The sequence below is a fragment of the Oceanobacillus bengalensis genome (assembly GCF_003628445.1).
Classification (GTDB): domain Bacteria; phylum Bacillota; class Bacilli; order Bacillales; family Amphibacillaceae; genus Oceanobacillus; species Oceanobacillus bengalensis.
In genome coordinates this window covers 1-22,425 of record NZ_RBZO01000009.1, presented here as the reverse complement: position 1 = coordinate 22,425, position 22,425 = coordinate 1, and the positions used below count along the sequence as shown (strand labels likewise).

General features: G+C 36.7%; 19 protein-coding genes. 17 read left to right on the top strand and 2 right to left on the bottom strand.

The genetic code is table 11. The features are described 5' to 3' along the window. Positions 1-330 precede the first annotated feature (330 nt). Positions 331-972 (top strand): DUF2399 domain-containing protein, encoded by a 642-nt coding sequence (locus D8M05_RS20835; protein WP_379606656.1) that lies wholly within the window; start codon positions 331-333, stop codon positions 970-972. An 893-nt stretch (positions 973-1,865) separates the two neighbouring features. Here the strand turns inward: D8M05_RS20835 and D8M05_RS07275 are convergent. Next, entirely contained in the window at positions 1,866-3,575 is a 1,710-nt protein-coding gene (locus tag D8M05_RS07275; protein ID WP_121130166.1) for an Rqc2 family fibronectin-binding protein, read from the bottom strand. 111 nt (positions 3,576-3,686) lie between these two features. On the opposite strand from D8M05_RS07275, the gene D8M05_RS07270 reads away from it, so the two are divergent. The 14 genes from D8M05_RS07270 to spoVM all read left to right on the top strand — a co-directional run bounded on the left by D8M05_RS07270 (position 3,687) and on the right by spoVM (position 19,234). Continuing rightward, positions 3,687-6,338, top strand: a complete 2,652-nt coding sequence (locus D8M05_RS07270) for a calcium-translocating P-type ATPase, SERCA-type (protein WP_121130164.1) — start codon at positions 3,687-3,689, stop codon at positions 6,336-6,338. Between the two features lie 456 nt (positions 6,339-6,794). Further along, complete coding sequence (gene remA / locus D8M05_RS07265) at positions 6,795-7,058, top strand: extracellular matrix/biofilm regulator RemA (RefSeq protein WP_121130161.1); 264 nt, start codon at positions 6,795-6,797, stop codon at positions 7,056-7,058. A 38-nt stretch (positions 7,059-7,096) separates the two neighbouring features. Beyond that, positions 7,097-7,711, top strand: a complete 615-nt coding sequence (gene gmk / locus D8M05_RS07260) for a guanylate kinase (RefSeq protein WP_121130159.1) — start codon at positions 7,097-7,099, stop codon at positions 7,709-7,711. Positions 7,712-7,713: 2 nt separating this feature from the next. Continuing rightward, the gene (rpoZ, locus tag D8M05_RS07255; RefSeq protein ID WP_121130157.1) at positions 7,714-7,908 is read left to right on the top strand and encodes a DNA-directed RNA polymerase subunit omega; all 195 of its coding nucleotides are present in this window, start codon (positions 7,714-7,716) and stop codon (positions 7,906-7,908) included. Between the two features lie 99 nt (positions 7,909-8,007). Next, positions 8,008-9,216, top strand: coding sequence for a bifunctional phosphopantothenoylcysteine decarboxylase/phosphopantothenate--cysteine ligase CoaBC (gene coaBC / locus D8M05_RS07250; protein WP_121130154.1), 1,209 nt, complete (start codon positions 8,008-8,010; stop codon positions 9,214-9,216). Beyond that, the gene (priA, locus tag D8M05_RS07245) at positions 9,213-11,621 is read left to right on the top strand and encodes a primosomal protein N' (protein WP_121130152.1); all 2,409 of its coding nucleotides are present in this window, start codon (positions 9,213-9,215) and stop codon (positions 11,619-11,621) included. The genes coaBC and priA overlap by 4 nt, the downstream gene beginning before the upstream one ends. Before the next feature lie 75 nt (positions 11,622-11,696). Further along, positions 11,697-12,635: a methionyl-tRNA formyltransferase gene (gene fmt, locus D8M05_RS07240; protein ID WP_121130150.1), complete on the top strand. Its 939-nt coding sequence runs from the start codon at positions 11,697-11,699 to the stop codon at positions 12,633-12,635. A 1-nt stretch (position 12,636) separates the two neighbouring features. Then, positions 12,637-13,986 (top strand): 16S rRNA (cytosine(967)-C(5))-methyltransferase RsmB, encoded by a 1,350-nt coding sequence (gene rsmB, locus D8M05_RS07235; RefSeq protein WP_121130148.1) that lies wholly within the window; start codon positions 12,637-12,639, stop codon positions 13,984-13,986. 79 nt (positions 13,987-14,065) lie between these two features. Next, entirely contained in the window at positions 14,066-14,824 is a 759-nt protein-coding gene (locus D8M05_RS07230; protein WP_121130146.1) for a Stp1/IreP family PP2C-type Ser/Thr phosphatase, read from the top strand. Between the two features lie 14 nt (positions 14,825-14,838). Continuing rightward, entirely contained in the window at positions 14,839-16,914 is a 2,076-nt protein-coding gene (gene pknB / locus D8M05_RS07225) for a Stk1 family PASTA domain-containing Ser/Thr kinase (RefSeq protein ID WP_425454162.1), read from the top strand. Beyond that, positions 16,915-17,796: a ribosome small subunit-dependent GTPase A gene (gene rsgA / locus D8M05_RS07220; RefSeq protein WP_121130142.1), complete on the top strand. Its 882-nt coding sequence runs from the start codon at positions 16,915-16,917 to the stop codon at positions 17,794-17,796. A 2-nt stretch (positions 17,797-17,798) separates the two neighbouring features. Then, the gene (gene rpe / locus D8M05_RS07215; protein ID WP_121130140.1) at positions 17,799-18,455 is read left to right on the top strand and encodes a ribulose-phosphate 3-epimerase; all 657 of its coding nucleotides are present in this window, start codon (positions 17,799-17,801) and stop codon (positions 18,453-18,455) included. 6 nt (positions 18,456-18,461) lie between these two features. Further along, complete coding sequence (locus tag D8M05_RS07210; RefSeq protein WP_121130137.1) at positions 18,462-19,118, top strand: thiamine diphosphokinase; 657 nt, start codon at positions 18,462-18,464, stop codon at positions 19,116-19,118. Positions 19,119-19,147: 29 nt separating this feature from the next. After that, positions 19,148-19,234, top strand: a complete 87-nt coding sequence (spoVM, locus tag D8M05_RS07205) for a stage V sporulation protein SpoVM (RefSeq protein WP_121130135.1) — start codon at positions 19,148-19,150, stop codon at positions 19,232-19,234. Positions 19,235-19,384: 150 nt separating this feature from the next. Here spoVM and rpmB read toward each other — a convergent pair whose 3' ends face one another. Then, on the bottom strand, positions 19,385-19,573 hold the full coding sequence (gene rpmB, locus D8M05_RS07200; RefSeq protein ID WP_121130133.1) for a 50S ribosomal protein L28: 189 nt from the start codon (positions 19,571-19,573) through the stop codon (positions 19,385-19,387). 465 nt (positions 19,574-20,038) lie between these two features. Between rpmB and D8M05_RS07195 the strand changes: the two genes are divergently transcribed. Both D8M05_RS07195 and D8M05_RS07190 read left to right on the top strand, forming a co-directional pair. Next, on the top strand, positions 20,039-20,401 hold the full coding sequence (locus D8M05_RS07195) for an Asp23/Gls24 family envelope stress response protein (protein ID WP_121130131.1): 363 nt from the start codon (positions 20,039-20,041) through the stop codon (positions 20,399-20,401). A 30-nt stretch (positions 20,402-20,431) separates the two neighbouring features. After that, on the top strand, positions 20,432-22,093 hold the full coding sequence (locus tag D8M05_RS07190; RefSeq protein WP_121130129.1) for a DAK2 domain-containing protein: 1,662 nt from the start codon (positions 20,432-20,434) through the stop codon (positions 22,091-22,093). Positions 22,094-22,425 lie beyond the last annotated feature (332 nt).

Below are 22,425 nucleotides of genomic sequence, written 5' to 3'. Positions count from 1 at the left end.
CCTGAATCTTAATCATTATGGCTTATTTATAATAATTCACCATACAAATCACGTCCCATACGTCCCTCTTAGAACCTCTCCTCAGTAAAAACTTGGAAAGCATAACCCATTCTCATTCTGCCTTCACTAATGATACAATAGTACTATACATAAAAATGCAGTAACCGTATTGGGCTAGTTGTTCCCAACTAAATATTAAATACACAAAAAGCTACTCATGAGTGATTAAGAAAGGTGAGTTTATGTTTAAAAGTGTGAAAGAAGCTACATATTTAACAACTGAGAAGGCATGGTGTTATCGTGCTATTTTACGCTATTTTTATATCCAACATGAGAGAATTTCTTTTCCCAGAAGAAATGAACTCACAAGTGCTTTGGGGAGACTATGACACCATTAGTGAATTATCGATAAGCGAGCTCGTTCATCTTTTAGCGGTAGATTATTATAATAGTGAATCAGTTGCTGTACCAGCTGATAGTCAAGGAATAAATGATTTACTGCTACATTATAAAATATTTCGTGATGATATTACTAATTATGTAACATGTGCTAATTTGTTAGCAGAAACAAAGGATGGCGTACATCCGATGTGGGAAGCAGCAAGCGTACATAGCGTTATGAACATTCCCCTTAGGGAGCTAATTGCATTAACAACCGTTTATCCAGCATCACGAAAAAAGACCGTCTGGATTGTAGAGAACTCTGGTGTTTATTCAAGTATTTTAGATAAGTTACCACATGTACCCTTAATCTGCACTCACGGTCAGTTTAAATTGGTGGGACTACTATTAATTGATTTGTTGGTGAAAGAAGATTGTACCCTTTATTATGCAGGGGACTTTGATCCAGAGGGGCTAAGCATGGCGGAGAAATTACTCCAAAGACATCCGAACAATATTCATCCATGGAAAATGGATGTTGCTCATTATCAAAAAGCGGAAGCAGATATCGAAAAACAACCGAAAGACTAAAAAAATTAAATTTGATTAAATCCCCAGAATTAGCTCCAGTTGTAGATGTATTAAGAAAGAGAAAAAAGCCAGGATATCAAGAAGCCCTTGTGGATGAAATGGTGGCTGAATTAGAAACATTGTAAAAGGTATGGAAGACCTGCAAAATAATTGTAAGTAAAAATGCATAACAAAATTAGCCCAGTTCATATTTAAAACCAAGCTATTTTATGAAATGAGGATGGGACAAAAGAAATTTAGTAAAGAAAAACCGAACGATAAGTTTAAGTCCTCCATTAAATTCAAATTAATGGAGGACTTTGTATAAACTTCGAACTAACTTAATTGAGATTATCTTAAATCGGAGCACATCTCGCCGTCTGGGATCGCTCCGGGCGGATGCGGACCTTAGGGCACGGCCTCAGCCTCCTCAGAAGCACAGAACGCTTCTTCCGGGGTCTTCGGACACGTGCTATTCCCGCAGGACAAGGAAAGCTTCGTCAGCGTTACATCGCACGAAGAAAATGGCTCTTTATTTTCGAGGAGTCACCGCCCTACACTCACCCAGACTAGTGAAGTAGTACTATGCTTTTTGACTTTCCGTATCAAAGGAGATAATGGTTAGTAACTTAAACTCAGTGGAGGAAACACACGAAGACTCCTACGGGAGGACAGGCCTAGGTGAGACTATGGAGTGCGATAGCACGTAGTAGGCTCACCAGCCGCCCGTGGAAAGCGAAGTGTGTTTCCGGAACGACGTGCTTCACACAATACTGAATTAAATAAGTCCACTATTTACATCAACTATGAATTAACATTCAATTGTAGAAAGTTAACATTCCGAGATTCCTATGCTATAATATTCGTCTTTTGATTGGAAGGTTTTCGTTTTGTCCCAGCCCCATTTTTACTGACTATTTTCCCCGTAGTTTATCAACGATTTCCTTCGAAGGTGTAACGAATAACGTCTTCTGGTTATCATAGATGACAAATCCTGGTTTTGCCCCATTTGGTTTTTTTACATGGCGGACTTTTGTGAAATCTACTGGAACTGAAGATGAACCCTGTGACTTACTAAAGTAGGCAGCAAGTGTAGCTGCTTCCATTAACGTCTCCTCAGTTGGATCCAGCGAACGAATGATGACATGAGAACCAGGGATATCTTTCGTATGAAGCCAAATCTCATCACGTCGAGCCAGTTTCATCGTGAGGTATTCATTTTGTTTATTGTTTTTGCCAACTAGAATCTCTGTACCATCTGTTGCGCTATAATGTTCTGGCATTGGCTTGGTTGGTTTATTCTTATTCCTTTTTTGCTTTTTCTGTTTCTTCAAATAACCTTCTTCACGCAATTCTTCACGGATTTCCTCAATATCTTCAACACCTGCAACATCAATTTGCTGTAATAATTGATCAAAGTAATTAATTTCTTCTTCTGTTTTTTCCATTTCTTGTTTGACTACTTGCTTGGAAGTTTTTAGCTTTTGGTAGGTTTTGTAATAACTTTGTGCATTTTCACTCGGTGTTTTATTTGGATTTAGTTCAATCGTCAATTCACTTTGCTCTGGATCATAATAATCCATCACGTTTACTTCTTTGTCACCTTTAGAAATGAGATGAAGATGTGCGGTTAACAATTCTCCTAAACGCTGGTAGTTTTCAGCACCCTCTGCTTTTTTTAATGTCTGTATGTGTTTTTTTAATTTACGCTCATTTTTACCCTTCTCATTTTTAATAAATCGGTGCAAATCTTTTGCCTGTTGCTTAACACGATCACGCTCTGCTTTTCCAGAATAAAAAGTATCAAGCATCACATGTATATCTTGAAAATAAATGGTTTCTCCTTTAAAGGACAATATTGGGATGACGTGAAAATCTTCTTTATTACCACGATAAATCGCAGGTTTGTAATCATTAGCAAGAAGTAATGTTTTTACTTCGATAAAATTCATAGCATACGTATCAAGAGAACCTAATTTGGCACGGCTAACGATTTCGCTAGCGATAAAGGATGAAAACCCAGTAAAATTATCCACGATTTGTCTATCCAATTTACCAGAATTGAAATCCAGTCTCTTCATCAAATCCTCACCACTTGCTTCTAGCGGGTTTAGTTTATTTTGAGAAGGTGGTAGGACATAAACTCTACCTGGTAATATTGTTCGGTGGCGATTTTGTGCCATTGAAACATGCTTAATACTTTCGATAATATGACCATTTTCCTTATCGACAAGCATGATATTACTGTGTTTCCCCATTAATTCTAATACAAGAAGTTTTTCACTAATGTCGCCAATTTCATTTCGTGTCTTTACTTTAAAGGTAACAATCCGTTCCATGTCATATTGGTCGATTTCCTCAATAAATGCTCCAGACAGATGTTTTCTAAGAACCATGCAAAACATTGGAGCGACCTCAGGATTTTTATATATATCATTTGTTAAATGAAAGCGTGCATATGTTGGATGTATGGACAATAGTAATATATGATTTTTCCCTTGACTACGGACTGTTAAAACTAATTCTGTTGTTGTTGGCTGATATATTTTAGTTATTTTTCCAGGGATAAGTTTTTGTTTTAAATCTTCTGTTACTGCTCTAGTAACTATACCGTCAAATGGCATGTAATCACCTCTCGAGAGTAATTATAGCATTTTTTAGGACAAGTATGCATAGATATCAAATAAAGGAACACATTTAAGGCTTTGTATTATCTATATCCCGGAGGAATGCAGATGAAGTGGTATCAATTAGATGTAGAAAAAGTAGAACAAAAGTTACATGTAACTTCAACAAGAGGATTGTCAGACAAACAAGTTAACGAACGTAGAAAACAATACGGTCAAAACGAGTTGGAGTCGGGAAAACATACACCTAGATGGCTAATATTTCTCGCGCAGTTTCAAGATTTTATGGTAATTGTCTTACTTGCAGCAACATTAATTGCAGGGTTACTCGGAGAATATATCGACGCAATTGCAATTATGGTCATTGTACTAGTCAATGGATTTATTGGTTATTTTCAAGAACAAAAAGCGGAGAAGTCATTAGACAAACTGAAAGAACTATCCGCACCATTAGCAAATGTACTAAGGGATGGAAAATGGGAGAAAGTCTCATCGAGAGATGTCGTCGTTGGTGATATCGTAAGAGTTAATGGTGGAGATAGGATTCCTGCAGACATTCGTATTTTAAAATCGAACAGTATGGAGACAGAAGAGTCGGCACTTACGGGAGAATCCTTACCTGTCATGAAGCATCAGGCCGCGATTCAAAAGGAGCACTTAGAAGCACAAGATCAAGTTAATATGGGTTTTATGGGAACGCTAGTTACGAGAGGTTCTGGAATTGGTATTGTTGTCGGTACAGGGATGAATACCGTAATGGGTCAAATCGCCTCTTTAATGGCTAATACGAAGAAAATAATGACCCCGTTAGAAAGAAGGTTAGCAGAACTAGGAAAGATACTAATTGTTGTTGCCTTACTTTTGACAGCATTAGTAGTTGTACTTGGTGTACTGCAAGGAAATCCAACATACGAAATGTTCCTAGCAGGGGTTTCATTAGCGGTAGCGGCTATTCCGGAAGGCTTACCAGCAATTGTAACAGTGGCATTATCACTCGGTGTACAACGTATGATCAAGAAGAAAGCAATTGTAAGAAAGCTTTCTGCGGTTGAAACACTAGGTACAGCATCTGTTATTTGTTCGGATAAAACAGGTACAATGACTGAAAACCAAATGACAGTAAAAGAAATGTATCTAAATGGGAGGAACTTATACGTTACTGGTGATGGGTATGATATACGTGGTGACTTCTTTTTAGAAAAAAACAAAGTTGACCGTGACTATCAAAATTTAGAAACAATGCTCTTATATGGAATGATTTGCAATAACGCATCATTACTTGTTAAAAAAGGAAAACATATGATTGATGGTGACCCAACGGACGGTGCATTGTTGGTAGCTGCTAGGAAATTAGGATTAAAGGAAATGGATGGAGAAAGATTTAATATAATAAAAGAGATTCCGTTTGATTCTGATAGGAAGAGAATGAGTGTTGTGATTGAGGATGAAAATGGTTTACGCTATTTGATTACAAAGGGTGCACCTGATGTACTATTACCTCGAACATCATATTTACTAGGTAATGAAGGTAGATCGATGTTACGAACGGAAGATAGAAACAATATTGTAAATAAAATAAATGACATGGCAAACAAAGCACTACGAACGATTGCAATAGGAATGAGACCCCTAAAGAAAAATGAGTCTCTTGATGAAGCGTTTTTAGAAAAAGATCTTACTTTTATTGGTTTATTTGGATTGATTGACCCACCGAGAAAAGAAGTGAAATCTGCAATAGCAGAATGTAGAGAAGCAGGGATTAAGACAGTTATGATTACGGGAGACCATGTAAATACCGCACGTGCAATCGCAAGAAATTTGAACCTTTTACCAGAAAATGGGTTGGTATTAGAAGGTTCAAAGATAAGTCAGATGTCTCAGGACGAATTAATAGATGTTATAGATGATACGTATGTTTTTGCTCGAGTAACACCTGAACATAAACTAAAAATTGTTAAAGCCTTTCAAGAAAAAGGCCATATTGTTGCAATGACAGGAGATGGTGTAAATGATGCACCAGCAATTAAAGCAAGTGATATTGGTATCAGCATGGGAATTAGTGGTACAGATGTAACGAAAGAAGCATCTTCCCTCGTTTTAATGGATGATAATTTTGCGACAATCAAATCCGCCATTAAAGAGGGACGGAATATATATGAAAATATAAGGAAATTTATTCGTTACTTGCTAGCATCCAATGTAGGGGAAATCTTAGTGATGTTATTTGCCATGCTCCTTGCCTTACCGTTACCACTCGTACCAGTTCAGATTTTATGGGTTAATCTTGTTACGGATGGTCTCCCAGCAATGGCGCTGGGGTTAGATAAGCCCGAAGATAATGTAATGAAGCGTCCACCAAGAAATCCAAGAGAAGGCGTTTTTGGTAGAGGACTAGGATACAAGATTATAAGTCGAGGTATCTTAATTGGCTTGGTTACATTAATAGCGTTTATGGTAACCTATCAAAATAATCCTGATAATCTTGTATATGGACAAACAGTAGCATTTACAACATTAGTAATGGCTCAGTTAATCCATGTATTTGATTGTCGGACGGAAAACTCTGTGTTTGATCGAAATCCATTTGAAAATATGTATCTTGTGTTGGCTGTTATATCATCTCTTCTTTTATTACTTGTCGTTATTTATTGGCCACCACTACAACCAATTTTCCATACAACAGCATTAGCGTTTAGAGATTGGTTGTTTATCGGAGCATTAAGTGCCATACCAACTGTCCTATTTGGATTTAAAAAATAAGATGTTTTCGTAATGCTTGTTGCTTTTTATTCTTTGTAGTTGATACAAATCGTGGACTTATTTAATGCAGAGTATTCTGCCGGAGCGATTCTAGCACATAACGAACATTAGGGTGAGCGAGAGCTTTACTAAATGACTTTGATTTAATTAGTCCATACTTAATTAACAACAATCTATTAGGAAACAGCAAAAAAATAAATTGAGAAACCTAAGTGTGACGGCTTTTGACGTCCTACTTGGGTTTATTTTTTTCTGCTGTTAGTTTCTATTTTTCCTATTTAGCGTTATAATGAACTAAGTTTGTGTGATTTAGGAATTGCACATATTTGAAAAAATGCTATTCATTCATTTATAATTTATTGTATAATAATAAATTGGTATATATTATAGATTGTATAATAAAGGATGGAATAGATTGTTCGTACATAAAGTTTAAGAGCTTGGGGGGGAAGCAAGTTGACGACATTACGATTGATTAATATTGGTTTTGGGAATGTAGTTTCTGCAAATAGAATCATTTCAATTGTGTCACCAGAATCAGCTCCAATAAAGCGAATTATTACTGTGGCTAGAGATAATAATAAATTAATCGATGCTACATATGGTAGAAGAACAAGAGCTGTTATCATTACAGACAGTGACCATGTTGTCTTATCTGCTGTTCAACCTGAGACGGTTGGGCAACGCGTGATTAGTAATGAGGAAATCGGCGACGAGTAATCATTTCACGGTTATTACAATTATTAGGAGGAAGTAATTTGATTGATGAGAAAGGGATTTTATTTATTCTTTCTGGACCATCAGGAGTTGGGAAAGGTACCGTTAGGAAAAGACTTTTCGAGAAAGCGACGGACTTACAATATTCCATCTCAATGACTACGAGAGCAATGAGGCCAGGTGAAACGGATGGCGTAGATTATTTTTATAAATCAAAAGAAGAATTTGAAAATCTTATTGAGCAAAATGAACTGTTAGAATACGCCAAATATGTTGATAATTATTATGGGACACCACGTAAGTATGTTGAAGAAACCTTAGCGAAAGGTTTAGATGTCTTTTTGGAAATAGAAGTACAAGGTGCAATGCAGGTTAAAGATAATTTTCCAGAAGGTGTTTTTATCTTTCTTTTCCCACCAAGTTTGGATGAATTAAAAAACCGTATTGTTAACCGAGGAACGGAAACGGAAGATTTAGTTCTAAATCGTTTAAAAGAAGCAAGAAAAGAAATTGAAATGATGGATGCTTATGATTATGTTGTTGTAAACGATCAAGTTGATCATGCAGTTGCTAAAGTCGAGGCAATCATTCAAAGTGAACATTTAAAACGTGAACGAATTGCAAAACAATATAAAAAAATATTGGAGGCTGAATAATTATGATGTTAGAACCTTCCATCGACAAACTACAAGAGAAAATAGAATCAAAATATAAACTTGTTATTTTGTCGTCAAGACGTGCAAGAAATTTAACGGAGAATAAAGATTTACAAATTGACAAACCAAAGTCTAAAAAGTATGTTGGTATGGCACTTGAGGAAGTAACTGCTGGTAAGTTGTATATAGAAGAATAATCAGATAAATGCCCTCGCATATTTGCGAGGGCATTGTTGTAACAAGAATAATTGCTCTATGTATGATATAAATAAAGTAGAACCTAGGGGGGAATACAAATGGTATATCAAAAGAAAATTTTACTAGGAGTAACTGGAGGAATCGCAGCCTATAAAGCATGTGCATTAACGAGTAAACTAACGCAAAAAGGTGCGAATGTTAAAGTAATGATGACTAAAAGTGCGACGGAATTTGTTTCACCATTAACCTTTCAAGCTTTATCTAGAAACCCAGTATATATCGATACTTTTGATGAGAAAGACCCTGAGAAAATTGCTCACATCGATATTGCAGACTGGGCAGATATTGTCCTTCTTGCTCCAGCGACTGCAAATACGATTGGGAAAATCGCAAATGGAATCGCTGATGATATGATGACGACGACAATTCTTGCTACAGAAGCAGAAGTATACATCGCTCCTGCAATGAATGTACATATGTATGCTCATCCAGCAGTAATTAAAAATATGAAGCAATTAGAACAATGGGGTTATCGGTTTATTGAACCAGGTGCAGGTTATCTAGCATGTGGTTATGTTGGGAAAGGGAGATTAGAAGAGCCAGAAACCATTATTCAAGTGATTGAGGAACATCAGCAAATCAATCATTTCCTTTCTGGTAAGAAGGTACTTATTTCTGCTGGACCTACAAGAGAAAGTGTGGATCCAATTCGCTTTTTCACGAACCGTTCTACAGGTAAGATGGGGTTTGCTCTAGCAGAAGCTGCGGCAGATTTTGGTGCAGATGTAACACTTGTTGCAGGTCCTTCTAACCAACAATTATCAAATGGAAGAATCAATCGATTTGATGTTGTAACTGCCGGTGACATGTACGAGGCAATGCATCAGCATTTTTCATCTAATGATATTGTTATAAAAGCCGCGGCAGTTGCAGACTATCGTCCTAAAATTGTTTACGACCAAAAGGTTAAAAAACAAGCAGGTGATTTATCTATTATGATGGAAAGAACCAAAGATATTCTTAAGTCCTTGGGTGCAATAAAAGAGCATCAGTTTCTCGTTGGCTTTGCTGCTGAAACGACAAATCCGATCGAATACGGAATGAAAAAATTACGAGAGAAAAACTTAGATGCTATTGTGATAAATGATGTTTCTACCAAAGGAGCGGGATTTGGAGGAGACACGAATATCGTTACATACATGAATAAAAGAGAAGAGAAAGAAGAACTTCCATTAGCATCAAAATACAAGATTGCCGAAAAAATCCTTAAGATGATAGATCAAGATATGAAGGCTGGTTCTCAGTGAATATAGCAAAAGTCATTGTTGATGTACCCGCAAGTTCGATAAACCAGACATTTGATTATTATATTCCTGATAAATTTATTGATATATTAGAACCAGGAATGCGCGTTATTGTTCCTTTTGGTCCAAGGAAAATCATGGGTTTTGTAGTTGGTTTCGTATCAGAATCAACTTTTGACAAATTGAAAGAAATTGTGGATGTTTTAGATATAACTCCTGTTTTGACTAAGGAGTTGCTAGAACTTGGTAAGTGGGTGGCAAATGAAACACTTAGTTTGTCGATTATTGCACTTCAAGCAATGCTACCACAAGTCTTAAAATCAACTTACAAAAAGGAATTGGTGAAAAAGACGGATTTAGATTTACCAGTGGAGTTAGAGTATTTATTTGCAGGTAGAGATATTGTGCCATTTGAGGCGTTCGAACAATCGAACATTAGCTATAACAAGCTGCAGAAAGTGATTCAGGCTGGAGATGTTACCATTGACTATCTTGTAAAATCGAAAATTACGAAGAAGCAAATAACAATGGTCAAGCCTGCCAAGGATTCCCATTTATTAGAAGAAGCACTTGTTGATCTTTCAAAAGCTGCGAAGAAACAAAAACAATTAGTAGACTTTTTTATACAAAAGGAAGAGCCGATTGAGCAGAAGCGGTTACTAACAATACTCCAAACAACAACAAGTACGCTTAAGACATTAGAAGAAAAAGGGCTAATAGAAACGTATAAGCAAGAGGTTTTTAGAAATCCGTATAATGATGACAGATTTGAACGAACGTATCCGTTAGAATTAACCGATGAACAACGAGGAGCTTTAAACCCAATTAAGGAAAGTATAGAAAAAGAAAAACATGAGGTATTTCTTCTGCATGGTGTAACAGGTAGTGGGAAAACAGAAGTATACCTTCAAGCAATACAAGAAGTAATAAATAAAGGAAAAGAAGCCATTGTTCTTGTACCCGAGATATCCCTAACACCGATGATGGTAAGAAGGTTCAAAGGTAGGTTTGGTTCCAATGTTGCGGTCATGCATAGTGCACTTTCTGCTGGGGAGAAGTACGATGAATGGCGTCGTATTCATCAGAAAGAAGTGAAAGTAGTCGTTGGAGCAAGGTCGGCAGTGTTTGCCCCCTTTGAGAATCTTGGAATAATTATTATTGATGAAGAACATGAAACAACGTATAAGCAAGAAGACCAACCGAAATATCATGCAAGGGACGTTGCGATTCACCGCGCGGAAAATTATAATTGTCCAGTCATATTAGGTAGTGCGACACCGACATTGGAATCCTATGCTCGCGCCACGAAAAATGTGTATACACTAGCTACTCTAAGTAAACGAACAAACGATATGCCAATGCCACATGTAGAAATTGTGGATATGCGTAATGAATTGCATGTAGGGAATCGTACGATGTTTTCCAGAAAGTTAGTAGAAGGCATGAAAGAGCGATTGAAAAAGAATGAACAGATCGTGCTCTTATTAAATCGACGAGGTTATTCTACCTTCGTGATGTGCCGTGATTGTGGGCATGTGAATGAATGTCCGCATTGTGACATTGCATTGACATATCATAAAAACAGCAATCGGTTAAAATGCCATTATTGTTCATATGAAGAAAATGTACCAGTGAATTGCCCAGAATGTAGTAGTGACTTGATACGTTACTTTGGAACAGGAACGCAAAAAGTAGAAGAAGCCTTAACCGAAATAATTCCAGAGGCTACGGTTATACGTATGGATGTTGATACAACAAGAAAAAAAGGTTCACATGAAAAAATTCTAAAACAGTTTGCTGAAAAGAAGGCAGATATTTTATTAGGAACACAAATGATTGCAAAAGGTCTAGACTTTGGGAATGTTACATTAGTTGGTGTACTAACAGCAGATTCGATGTTACATTTACCAGATTTCCGGTCAAGTGAAAAGACATTTCAATTATTAACACAGGTGAGTGGCAGGGCCGGTAGACATAAACTAACTGGAGAAGTAATTGTACAGACGTATACTCCAGAACATTATAGTATACAACTTGCTAGTGTTTACAATTTTAGTGATTTTTACAAAACAGAAATGGCCATGCGGAGAAAATTCCGATATCCGCCATATTATTTTTTAGCGCTAATTACCATTTCTCATGAGAATAAGGTCAAAGTTATTCAAACGTCGCAGAAAATTGTAGGTTTATTAATGAATAAAATAAGTCAAACTACCGTCGTTTTAGGTCCTACGCCTTCACCAATCCCACGTATAAAAGATAGATATCGATATCAATGCATGATAAAATACAGAAATGAACCCCAACTGCGTATGTATTTAAATAAAATCAAGGAACAATTTGCTGATGAAATGCGAAAGGAAAATCTATTGATTTCTATCGATATGCAGCCATATCATTTAATGTGAAGTAAAAGGTATAGGGACCGACAATTTGACGGTTCTTTTCCATACATAAAAAGTAGCTAGAAAGAAGGTTTTATAATGAAACGTGTTGTTTTTATGGGTACACCAGATTTTTCTGTGCCTATTTTACAAGAATTAGTAGCTTCAGATTATGAAGTAGTATTGGTTGTTACACAGCCAGATCGTCCAAAAGGCAGGAAAAGAGTCCTAACACCTCCGCCAGTGAAGGTTGAAGCAGAAAAACATCAAATTCCCGTCTTCCAACCAGAAAAGTTGCGTGCAGAATATAAGAAAATATTATCTTATGATCCAGATTTGATTGTAACTGCTGCTTATGGTCAATTATTGCCAAATGAGCTATTGGCATTCCCTGAATATGGTTGTGTGAATGTACATGCATCCCTCTTACCTGAACTGCGGGGTGGGGCACCAATCCATGCTGCAATCTTGCAAGGGAAAAAGGAAACAGGAATTACCATTATGTATATGGTCGAAAAATTAGACGCTGGTGATATCCTTACACAAGTTACGGTTCCAATTGATTTAAATGATCATGTTGGGAAGATGCACGACAAACTTTCTCGTGCTGGTGCTACCCTACTAATGGAAACATTACCGAAATTATTTGCAGAAGAATTAACGCCAATGAAACAGGATGAAGCGAAGGCGACTTTTGCTGCAAATATTAAACGTGAGCAGGAGAAGATTGATTGGTCGAAAGGGAATGTTGAAATATATAATCATGTGCGTGGCCTCCATCCATGGCCTGTTGCATTTACAACGTACGAAGGTAAAATAATGAAAATTTGGTGGGCTGAAATCGAACAAGGTGTGTATCAAGGAACACCTGGAGAAATTACGCTTGTTCAGAATGATGGATTTATCGTTATTTGTGGGGATAAAAGGGGAATTAAGATTACTGAGATTCAACCAGCTGGTAAAAAAAGAATGAAAGTTGGGGATTATCTCAGAGGAGCCAATGATCGAATAAAACAAGGAACCATTCTAGGAGAATAATATGAAACCAAACCAACTCAGAAACACAATTTTAGACATCCTTATCCGAATTGAGAAAGACCAAGGATTTAGTCATTTGCTAATTGATAACGAGATTAAATCTAATCGGATCTCCGCGAAAGATATAAATTTACTAACAGAAATCGTATATGGAACAATGCAAAGAAAAATGACCTTAGATTTTTATATCGAAGCTTTTGTATCAACAAAGAAAAAAATGGATGCATGGGTGAAAATGCTCCTTAGAATGTCTATTTATCAAATGGTTTATTTGGACAAAGTTCCTGACCATGCGGTGATACATGAATCCGTAGAAATAGCAAAATTAAGGGGTCACAAAGGGATTTCTGGATTTGTTAATGGAATACTGCGAAGCGTACAGCGTGATGGTGTGCCAGATACGGGGATCATAAAAGACCAAGCAAAAAGACTTTCTATTGAAACGAGTCACCCAGAATGGTTAGTTAAAAGATGGATCAATGAATATGGTTTTGAAAAAACGAAAGCAATGTGTAATGCTAACTTAGTGAAGAAACAGCAATCGATAAGAATACAGCCTCTCAAAACAACAAGAGAAGAGGTCATGATAAAACTGAAATCACTTGGATTTGAAGTAAAGCCTTCTTATCTTTCACCACAAGGAATTATTATTGAAAAAGGTAACATTCTTACTACAGACTTATTTCGGGATGGTTATGTAACGATTCAAGATCAAAGCTCGATGCTTGTTGGCGAAATGCTTCATGCAGAACCGAATATGCGTGTTCTTGATGCCTGTAGTGCCCCAGGAGGGAAGGCAACACATATCGCTGAGAAAATGGAAGATAAAGGTAAACTATACGCTTATGATCTTCATCAGAAGAAAGTGAATTTAATCAAGAAGAAAGCTTCTGACTTGGACTTAACGATTATTGATGCAAATCAAGGTGATGCAAGGAATTTATCAGAACTCCATGACATCGAAAGCTTTGATCGAATTCTAGTTGATGCCCCATGCTCAGGGCTTGGAGTAATCAGAGGTAAGCCAGAAATTAAATATCATAAAAAAGAAGCGGATATCCAGAGACTTTCAGAGATTCAGTTAGAAATCTTACACAGTGTTTCACCTCTCCTGAAAAAAGGTGGCTTATTAATATATAGTACGTGTACAGTAGATATAGCAGAAAATGAAAAAGTAGTTCAGGAATTTTTGAAAGACCATCCAGATTATCAATTGGATGAGAAATTTTTTGAACAGCTCCCTGATGAAGCTAAGAGTGCCTCTGGAATTACTACGTACGGATTTCAATTATTCCCACAGGATTTCGGGACAGATGGATTTTTTCTTGCTCGTTTTGAAAAAAATGGATAATTTTGTTCTTTTATAAATAAAATTGTGTAATACTGGAATAAAGAATATAGTAATGCATTTATAGACGAGGGGGGATAAAATGATAGGAACATTCTTAACAGACCGGGGGAAAGTTAGAAGCCATAATGAAGACGCAGGTGGGATTTTTTATAATCAATCTAACCAGTTTTTAGCAGTTATTGCTGACGGAATGGGAGGACATCAAGCTGGGGATGTCGCTAGTCAAATGGCAATTTCACTTATTCGGGAAAAGTGGGAAAATACGAATACATTTAAAACACCTGATGAAATTGAAAAATGGCTAACCGATTCGATCAAGGATATAAATGAAGCTATTTACCTGCATGCTACGGAAAATAAAGAATGTGAAGGAATGGGTACTACGATTGTCATTACCATTCATATTCATGATTTTCTTACGATTGCGCATATCGGTGATAGTAGGTGTTACATGTTAAATGAGGATGGATTTAAGCAAATAACGGAAGACCATTCATTAGTAAATGCCCTTGTACAATCTGGACAAATCACAAAGGATGATGCTTTATACCATCCTAGAAAGAATGTCGTACTTCGTGCATTAGGTTCAGAAAATAATGTAGAAGTAGATATTAGAACAATTAATGTTGAAACAGGGGATAAGATATTGCTATGCACAGATGGACTTACAGACAAAATAGTAGACGATGAATTATATGAAGTGATCCGTTCAGGAAGTGAATTACCTGAAATTGGCCAGCGATTAATTGATATGGCTAACGATCGGGGCGGAGAAGATAATATTTCTCTTATTATTTTATCTAAAGGTTCTACTTTGAAAGCAGGTGGCGATACATGAGGGACGGTCACCTTTTGAACGAACGATACAAGATTAAGCATAAAATTGGTGCCGGAGGAATGGCTGATGTTTACTTAGCAAGGGACATCATTCTAGAGCGTGATGTTGCAATTAAATCCTTACGTATGGAATATGCAAATGATCAGGAATTTATTGCCCGTTTTGATCGGGAGGCCCAGTCAGCAACTAGTTTATCTCATCCGAATGTCGTTAGTATATACGATGTAGGCGAAGAAGATCACTTGCTATACATGGTTATGGAATATGTTGATGGGATGACATTAAAAGAATACATACAACGATTTGGGCCAATTGATGTTGGGGAAGCACTAGATATAATGAAGCAAATCTCATCAGCAATTACACATGCCCATGCTAACGATATTGTTCACCGGGATATAAAACCGCAAAATATACTTATTAATAATTTAGGACAAGCAAAGGTAACAGATTTTGGTATAGCGATGGCACTTAGCGCCACTTCCTTAACACAAACAAATTCCATTCTTGGTTCTGTTCATTATCTATCACCAGAGCAGGCAAGGGGTGGAATGGCTACTAAAAAATCTGACATTTACTCACTTGGAATTGTGCTATTTGAAATGTTAACGGGACGCTTGCCATTTTCAGGACAATCACCAGTATCTATTGCTTTAAAGCATTTACAAAGTGATACACCTTCTGTAAGGAAGTTTAATCCTGAGATACCTCAAAGTGTAGAAAATATTGTACTGAAAGCAACAGCAAAAAATCCATTTCATCGTTATGAATCAATTTATGAATTAGAAGATGCAATTGAGACTGCTTTACATCCGAATAAAATCAATGAGAAAGCATATACGCCACCAGTTGAAGTTGGCGAAGAAACGAAGGCAATTCCGATTATTACTGATCAGCAATTGGAAAGCAATTATGATCAAGAAACATTGGTTCTCCGTCCGAATGAAACAACTGTCAATTATCCTGAAGAAAATAACAAACAAAAAGTAAAAAAAGTAACTAAGAATACAACAAGTAAGAAAAAAACGAGTAAGAAGAAGCCGAAAAAAGAGAAAAAGGGCAAAAAGAAATGGTTAATTATATTTAGCGTTCTTTTTATCATACTAGCTTCTGGCATAACTGCTTTATTTATATTTCCAGGATTCTTGCAACCAAGTGATGTAACGATTCCTGATATTATCGAGATGGAATCAGATGAGGCAACAGATATGTTAGAAGAGCTTAACTTGGTAGTAGAAGAAGAAAGTGTTTTTTCAGAGGATATTGATGAAGGGTTGGTTGTCAGAACGAATCCCAATCCAGGTAGAACCGTTAAAGAAGAGACGGTTGTTACTTTATTCGTAAGTGAAGGGAAAGAACGTGTCGTTTTTGATGATTATGTTGGTCGTGATTTTAGTCAAGTAGAAACATTGCTTGACAGAGAAGGTTTTAATGACATCATTACGTATGAAAAGTATTCGGATCGACCTGTTGGTGAAATTATTAGACAAATTTCTCCAAATCCAGATGATGAAGTTATTCCAGGGGAAACCGAAGTAATCTTTGAAATTAGTAATGGTCCTGAACCTGTAAGCTTAACGGATCTAACTGGTATGACAGAAGAAGATGCAATTGCCTACTTAAAAGATGAAAATCTGAATCCAAAAGTAAGTAGTGAACATTCTGATACAGTAGCAGAAGGGCTTGTGATAAGGCAGTCCCCATCAACTGGATCAAACATAGGAGATGGGGAAACGGTTGAGATTGTTATTTCATTGGGACCAGAGGAAATAGAGCCTGGGCCACAGTCTCAAATAATTAAATATACTGTCCCTTATGAACCAAAAGAACAAGAAACCGATGACGGGGAGCCTGGTGACGATCAGGATACGGAGCCACAAGAACCTGCTGAACAGAATGTGAAGATTTATATTAAAGATGCGAATAAGGACTTTTCTGTTCCACACATTGATGAAGTGATAACAGAAAATACAACCTTTACATTCACAGTCGTTATTAATCCTGGTAGTAGTGCAGAATATCGGATAGTAAGAGACGATGAGGAAATTGTACGTGAGGAAGTAAATTATGAGGAGCAAGAAGGTGAATAAATGGCAGAAGGTATGATCATTAAAGCTTTAAGTGGTTTTTATTATGTAAAGTCGGAAGATAAAGTGTACCAGTGTAGAGGTCGGGGGGTTTTTAGAAATCAGAACATCACCCCCCTTGTTGGTGACTATGTAGAGTTTGATAAGAGTGGGCAAGGTGAAGGGTATATTATGAAAATAAAATCCAGAACAAATGAACTCGTTCGCCCACCGATTGCAAATATAAATCAAGCAATCCTTGTAAGTTCTGCTCATTCGCCTTCCTTTAGTCCTAACTTATTGGACCGTTTTCTGGTGCTGATCGAAGCAAAACATGTTGATCCTGTAATTTTTATTACGAAAGTAGATAAATTAAATGATTCCGAAAGACTTGAAATTGAAAACTATAAAAAAGTTTATGAGACAATTGGGTATCGTGTCGAATTACTTTCAACGAAGGATCCGAATTATTTTCCAGATATAAAGGAATATTTCACTGGTAATGTAACAGTTATAGCGGGACAATCTGGAGTGGGTAAATCTTCACTGATCAATGCTTTAGATCCTTCGCTCCTTTTAGATACTGCTGAAATATCTAAAAGTCTTGGAAGGGGAAAACACACAACAAGGCATGTTGAATTAGTTGAGCTAAATGGGGGCCTAGTCGCTGATACTCCTGGATTTAGTTCATTGGATTTTAGTGAGATTGAAGCAGAGGATTTAGCTGACTGTTTCCCTGAAATGAGAGAAAGAAAATCTTCTTGTAAATTCCGAGGATGCCTGCATCATAAAGAACCTAAATGTGCTGTGAAGGACGCAGTAGCGAACGAGGAGATTGAACACTTTCGGTATGAGCATTATGTTAATTTTTTAGAGGAAATACAATCAAGAAAGCCGAGGTATTAATTATGACAAAAATAGCACCATCAATCCTATCAGCCGATTTTGCTAAATTAGGTGAAGAAATAAAAGATGTAGAACAAGGTGGGGCCGACTATATTCATGTTGATGTAATGGACGGCCACTTTGTTCCGAATATAACAATTGGGCCACTTATTGTAGATGCAATTAAACCAGTAACATCCCTTCCATTAGATGTTCACTTAATGATTAAAAATCCAGATGACTATATCCAGGCTTTTGCAAAAAGTGGAGCAGATATCATTACTGTACATCAGGAAGCATGTGTTCATTTACATCGAACGATCCAACTAATTAAAGATAATGGAGTAAAGGCAGGGGTAGTAATTAATCCAGCAACACCTGCAGAAATGTTACAACCAGTATTAGGTGATGTTGATTTAGTTTTAGTAATGACTGTGAATCCTGGTTTTGGGGGACAAACTTTCATTGAAAGTACCTTAACAAAAATCGAAAAAATTGCAAAATGGCGTAGCGAATTAGGGTTAGATTTTGAAATAGAGGTCGATGGTGGTGTGAACCCAGAGACTGCTCAGTTGTGTGCTCGAGCAGGAGCTGATGTCTTAGTTGCAGGTAGTGCAATTTTTAATCAAGCAAATAGAAAAGCTGCAATTGAAGCAATTAGGCATGGCGCCGAGGGGTGACGAAGCGTGATTTCAGTTGCGATTGTTGCAAATGGACCTATTGAATCTATCCCTGATCTTAGGATTTACCAGAAAGATATAGATTGCTGGATTGGAGCAGATCGAGGGGCTTTCGTTCTTGCTGAGCAGGGAATATCGATGGAATATGCCATAGGAGACTTTGATTCTATTGATGAGCAGGAGAAGGAAAGCCTTAAAGAACATACGAATTCGTATCGGGAATTTCCGGCTGAAAAAAACGAAACAGATTTGGAATTGGCTGTTCGACAGGCGTTAGAATTAGAACCGACTAAGATTTATTTCTTCGGTGTAACTGGTGGAAGACTAGATCATGAGATTGCTAATATTCAACTTCTATATCAGATTCGAAAAAAAGGTGTTCAGGGGATTATTATCGATAAACAAAATTATATCGAACTTACTTTTCCTGGTACTTACCATCTTACACAGGATGAATCGTATGAAAACATTTCATTTATCCCATTTTCAAGCGAGGTAGAAGGAATTACGCTTACAAACTTTTACTATCCTTTGGAAAATAAAACAATTTCTTGGGGGTCCACTCGATGTATTTCAAATAAGCTTCTTTCAAATAATGGTACTTTTTCATTCAGTAAAGGCATATTATTATTTGTAAAGAGTCGTAATGTGATTTTACCTTAATTAGAATCACATAAATAGGAGGGGCACTTATGAAATTTTATACTATTAAACTCCCGAAATTTATAGGTGGTATGGTGAAAGTCGTAATAGGGATATTTCACAAAAAGGAAAAATAGAATGGACCCAAACATTTAGTATACTTTTGTCAACCATGTTGGCAAAAGTATTTTATTGTGTATTTAGAAAATAGCCAAAGTAAAAGAAAAAAGCACCCAATGACATGGGTGCTTTTCATCATTACTAATGTAAGCTGTACTTAGGTATATTTATACGCGCTCTACTTTACCTGATTTAAGTGCACGTGCAGAGACATAAACTTTTTTAGGTTTTCCGTCAACCATAATACGTACTTTTTGTACATTAGCTTTCCATTTACGCTTATTGTAATTCATAGCATGAGAGCGTTGGTTACCACTGCGAGTTTTGCGACCAGTTATAACACATTTTCTAGCCATGTTATTCCCTCCCAACTCTAACAAGTTCATTAATATTTCAATAATACTTATATAATTTACCATAATTAAGCACAGAAAGCAATTGATTATTTTAATGAATCTAGTTTTCTGGAATAAATTTCATATAGTTCAGTATGCATGAAGAAAGTGTTGGCAAGCTTTTTCTGAGCATAATAAGTATTAGATAAAGCGAAATCACTTGACAGATTAGAGCAAATCGTCCATTGTAATAAGGGATATTTTCCCTTAATTAGTTGTTGTCTAGCTCTGGTTTCCGAGCGACTGGCAAAGCTTTCTCACTTTCGTAGGAATGATTGATTACAATCGAACCACCCACACGTTATGTGGGGCAGTCCGTACGTTGTTAGAAGGGGCTTGCGCTTTTCTTAAGTAGTTACTTTTAAAAATGATTAGTATGTAGTATAATTTGCTTATATTAACAGTAGGTATTCAAGGAGGATTATTATGTCCATTGAGTTAAATACAAATGACGGTCAAGTAACCATTACAAATGATGTAATTGCGACAATTGCTGGAGGAACTGCAGTTGAATGTTATGGAATCGTAGGTATGGCCTCTAAAAGCCAAATTAGAGATGGTATTGCAGAAATGCTAAAAAAAGAAAATTATTCACGTGGAATTATAGTACGACAAGATGAAGACAAATTACATATCGATATGTATATTATCGTTAGTTATGGGACAAAGATCTCAGAAGTAGCAAATAATGTACAATCACAAGTGAAATATGCATTGAGTCAATCATTAGGATTATCTATCGACTCTGTAAATATTTATATTCAAGGAGTACGTGTTCTAAAGGATTAGTCGTTCTAACGTTATTGAGGAGGAAATATAGTGACGGTCAAGAAAATTGATGGTGTTGTTTTAACGCAAATGATCTTAACAGGTGCACATCATTTAACAAATAACGCCAAAAAAATAGATGCTTTAAATGTTTTCCCAGTTCCTGATGGAGATACTGGAACAAATATGAATTTATCAATGACTTCAGGTGCTAGTGAAGTAAAGAAACTAAATAGTAACCATGCTTCAGATGTTGCAAATGCCTTTTCTAAAGGGTTACTTATGGGCGCTAGAGGGAATTCTGGTGTTATTTTATCGCAAATATTCCGTGGATTTGCTAAGGGAATGGAAAAGAAAGATAGTGTAACAACAGATGATTTGGCTGTAGCCATTGATGCTGGGGTTAAAACTGCATATAAGGCAGTAATGAAACCTGTTGAGGGGACCATTTTGACGGTTGCGAAAGATGCTGCAAAAGAAGCGGTGTTAATAGCTAAAGATGAAAAAGATATTATTGTCATGATGGAGAAAGTATTAGCTGAAGCGAAAGCCTCACTAAAACGCACGCCTGATTTATTACCTGTTTTAAAAGAAGTTGGTGTAGTTGATTCAGGTGGGCAAGGATTAGTAACTATTTATGAAGGGTTTCTAGCAGCTCTAAAAGGTGAAGAACTTCCTGAGTCAGAAACGACTGAAGCTGAAATGGAAGAAATGGTAAACGCAGAGCACCATAAAGCCCAAGACTTTATGGATACATCTGAAATCGTGTTTGGATATTGCACGGAATTTATGGTTCGTTTTGATGAAGAAAAGTTAGCCAAAACACCATATAATGAAGATGAGTTTCGTAATGAATTAAGCGAACTTGGTGATTCATTACTTGTTGTTTCCGATGAAGAAATCGTCAAAGTACATGTTCATTCAGAAACACCTGGAACTTGTATTAACCTAGGTCATCGTTATGGTAGCTTAATCAAGGTTAAAGTAGAGAACATGCGTGAGCAACATACTGCAATTGTTGGTGAAAAAGCAAAAAACGTTACACCAGTAGAAATGAAGGAATATGCAATTGTTACAGTAGCAATGGGTAAAGGTATTAAAGCGTTACTAGAAAGTCTTGGTGCATCTGTCGTAATCGAAGGTGGACAGACAATGAATCCAAGTACACAGGACATAACGGACGCTATTAAAAAAGCAAATGCAAAAAATATCTTGGTGCTACCGAATAATAAAAATATTCGAATGGCAGCTGACCAAGCTGCGGAGTTGGCGGAAGAAAATGTTGCTGTAGTACCGACAACAACTATTCCCCAAGGAATAAGTGCAATGCTCGCGTTCCACCCTGATCTAGATATTAAAACCAACAGTCAAGCAATGGATGAGGCTCGTAAGCAAGTGAAAACGGGACAAGTTACATATGCTGTAAGAGATACACAAATTGATGGTATCACCATTAAGAATGGTAATTTTATGGGTATTGAGGATGGGAAGATAAAAGCTACACATCCAGAGAAACAAGAAGCTGTAAAATTATTATTAAAAGAGATGATAACAGAAGATGATGAAATCTTAACTATTTTATATGGTGAAGATGTTACATCTGAAGAAGTTGATGAATTAGTTAGTTATATTGAAGAATCATATGAAGATATCGAAATTGAAGTCCATCGCGGAGACCAACCGATATATTCCTATATTCTATCTGTAGAATAAGCTTCAAAATAAAAATTCGCCTAGAATCACAAGGCGAATTTTTATTTTGACTTTGAGAAGGAATGTTTCTGATTATAGGATTTTCTTATTTATTCGGTTGCTTTTATTGTTGTAATTGTTCTAAGCTACAACGGAAAATATATAGACTGTTGATTTCTTTAATTCAGTATAGTTTAGCTCTCGCTTTCACTTATTAATGCTATGTGCTGCAATTCGCTGCGGCAGAATGCTTCGCTTTCCGCGGGCACGGCCTCAGCCCTCCTCGGAAGAAGACCACTTCCTGTGGGGTCTTCAGACACGTGCTGTTCCCGCAGGAGTCTACGCATTCTGCC

Coding starts and splice junctions, on each gene's coding strand:
- D8M05_RS20835 (WP_379606656.1), top strand. CDS start 331: ATGAGAGAATTTCTTTTCCCAGAAGAAATGAACTCACAAGTGCTTTGG.
- D8M05_RS07275 (WP_121130166.1), bottom strand. CDS start 3,575: ATGCCATTTGACGGTATAGTTACTAGAGCAGTAACAGAAGATTTAAAA.
- D8M05_RS07270 (WP_121130164.1), top strand. CDS start 3,687: ATGAAGTGGTATCAATTAGATGTAGAAAAAGTAGAACAAAAGTTACAT.
- rpoZ (WP_121130157.1), top strand. CDS start 7,714: ATGATGTTAGAACCTTCCATCGACAAACTACAAGAGAAAATAGAATCA.
- coaBC (WP_121130154.1), top strand. CDS start 8,008: ATGGTATATCAAAAGAAAATTTTACTAGGAGTAACTGGAGGAATCGCA.
- fmt (WP_121130150.1), top strand. CDS start 11,697: ATGAAACGTGTTGTTTTTATGGGTACACCAGATTTTTCTGTGCCTATT.
- rsmB (WP_121130148.1), top strand. CDS start 12,637: ATGAAACCAAACCAACTCAGAAACACAATTTTAGACATCCTTATCCGA.
- D8M05_RS07230 (WP_121130146.1), top strand. CDS start 14,066: ATGATAGGAACATTCTTAACAGACCGGGGGAAAGTTAGAAGCCATAAT.
- rsgA (WP_121130142.1), top strand. CDS start 16,915: ATGGCAGAAGGTATGATCATTAAAGCTTTAAGTGGTTTTTATTATGTA.
- rpe (WP_121130140.1), top strand. CDS start 17,799: ATGACAAAAATAGCACCATCAATCCTATCAGCCGATTTTGCTAAATTA.
- spoVM (WP_121130135.1), top strand. CDS start 19,148: ATGAAATTTTATACTATTAAACTCCCGAAATTTATAGGTGGTATGGTG.
- rpmB (WP_121130133.1), bottom strand. CDS start 19,573: ATGGCTAGAAAATGTGTTATAACTGGTCGCAAAACTCGCAGTGGTAAC.
- D8M05_RS07195 (WP_121130131.1), top strand. CDS start 20,039: ATGTCCATTGAGTTAAATACAAATGACGGTCAAGTAACCATTACAAAT.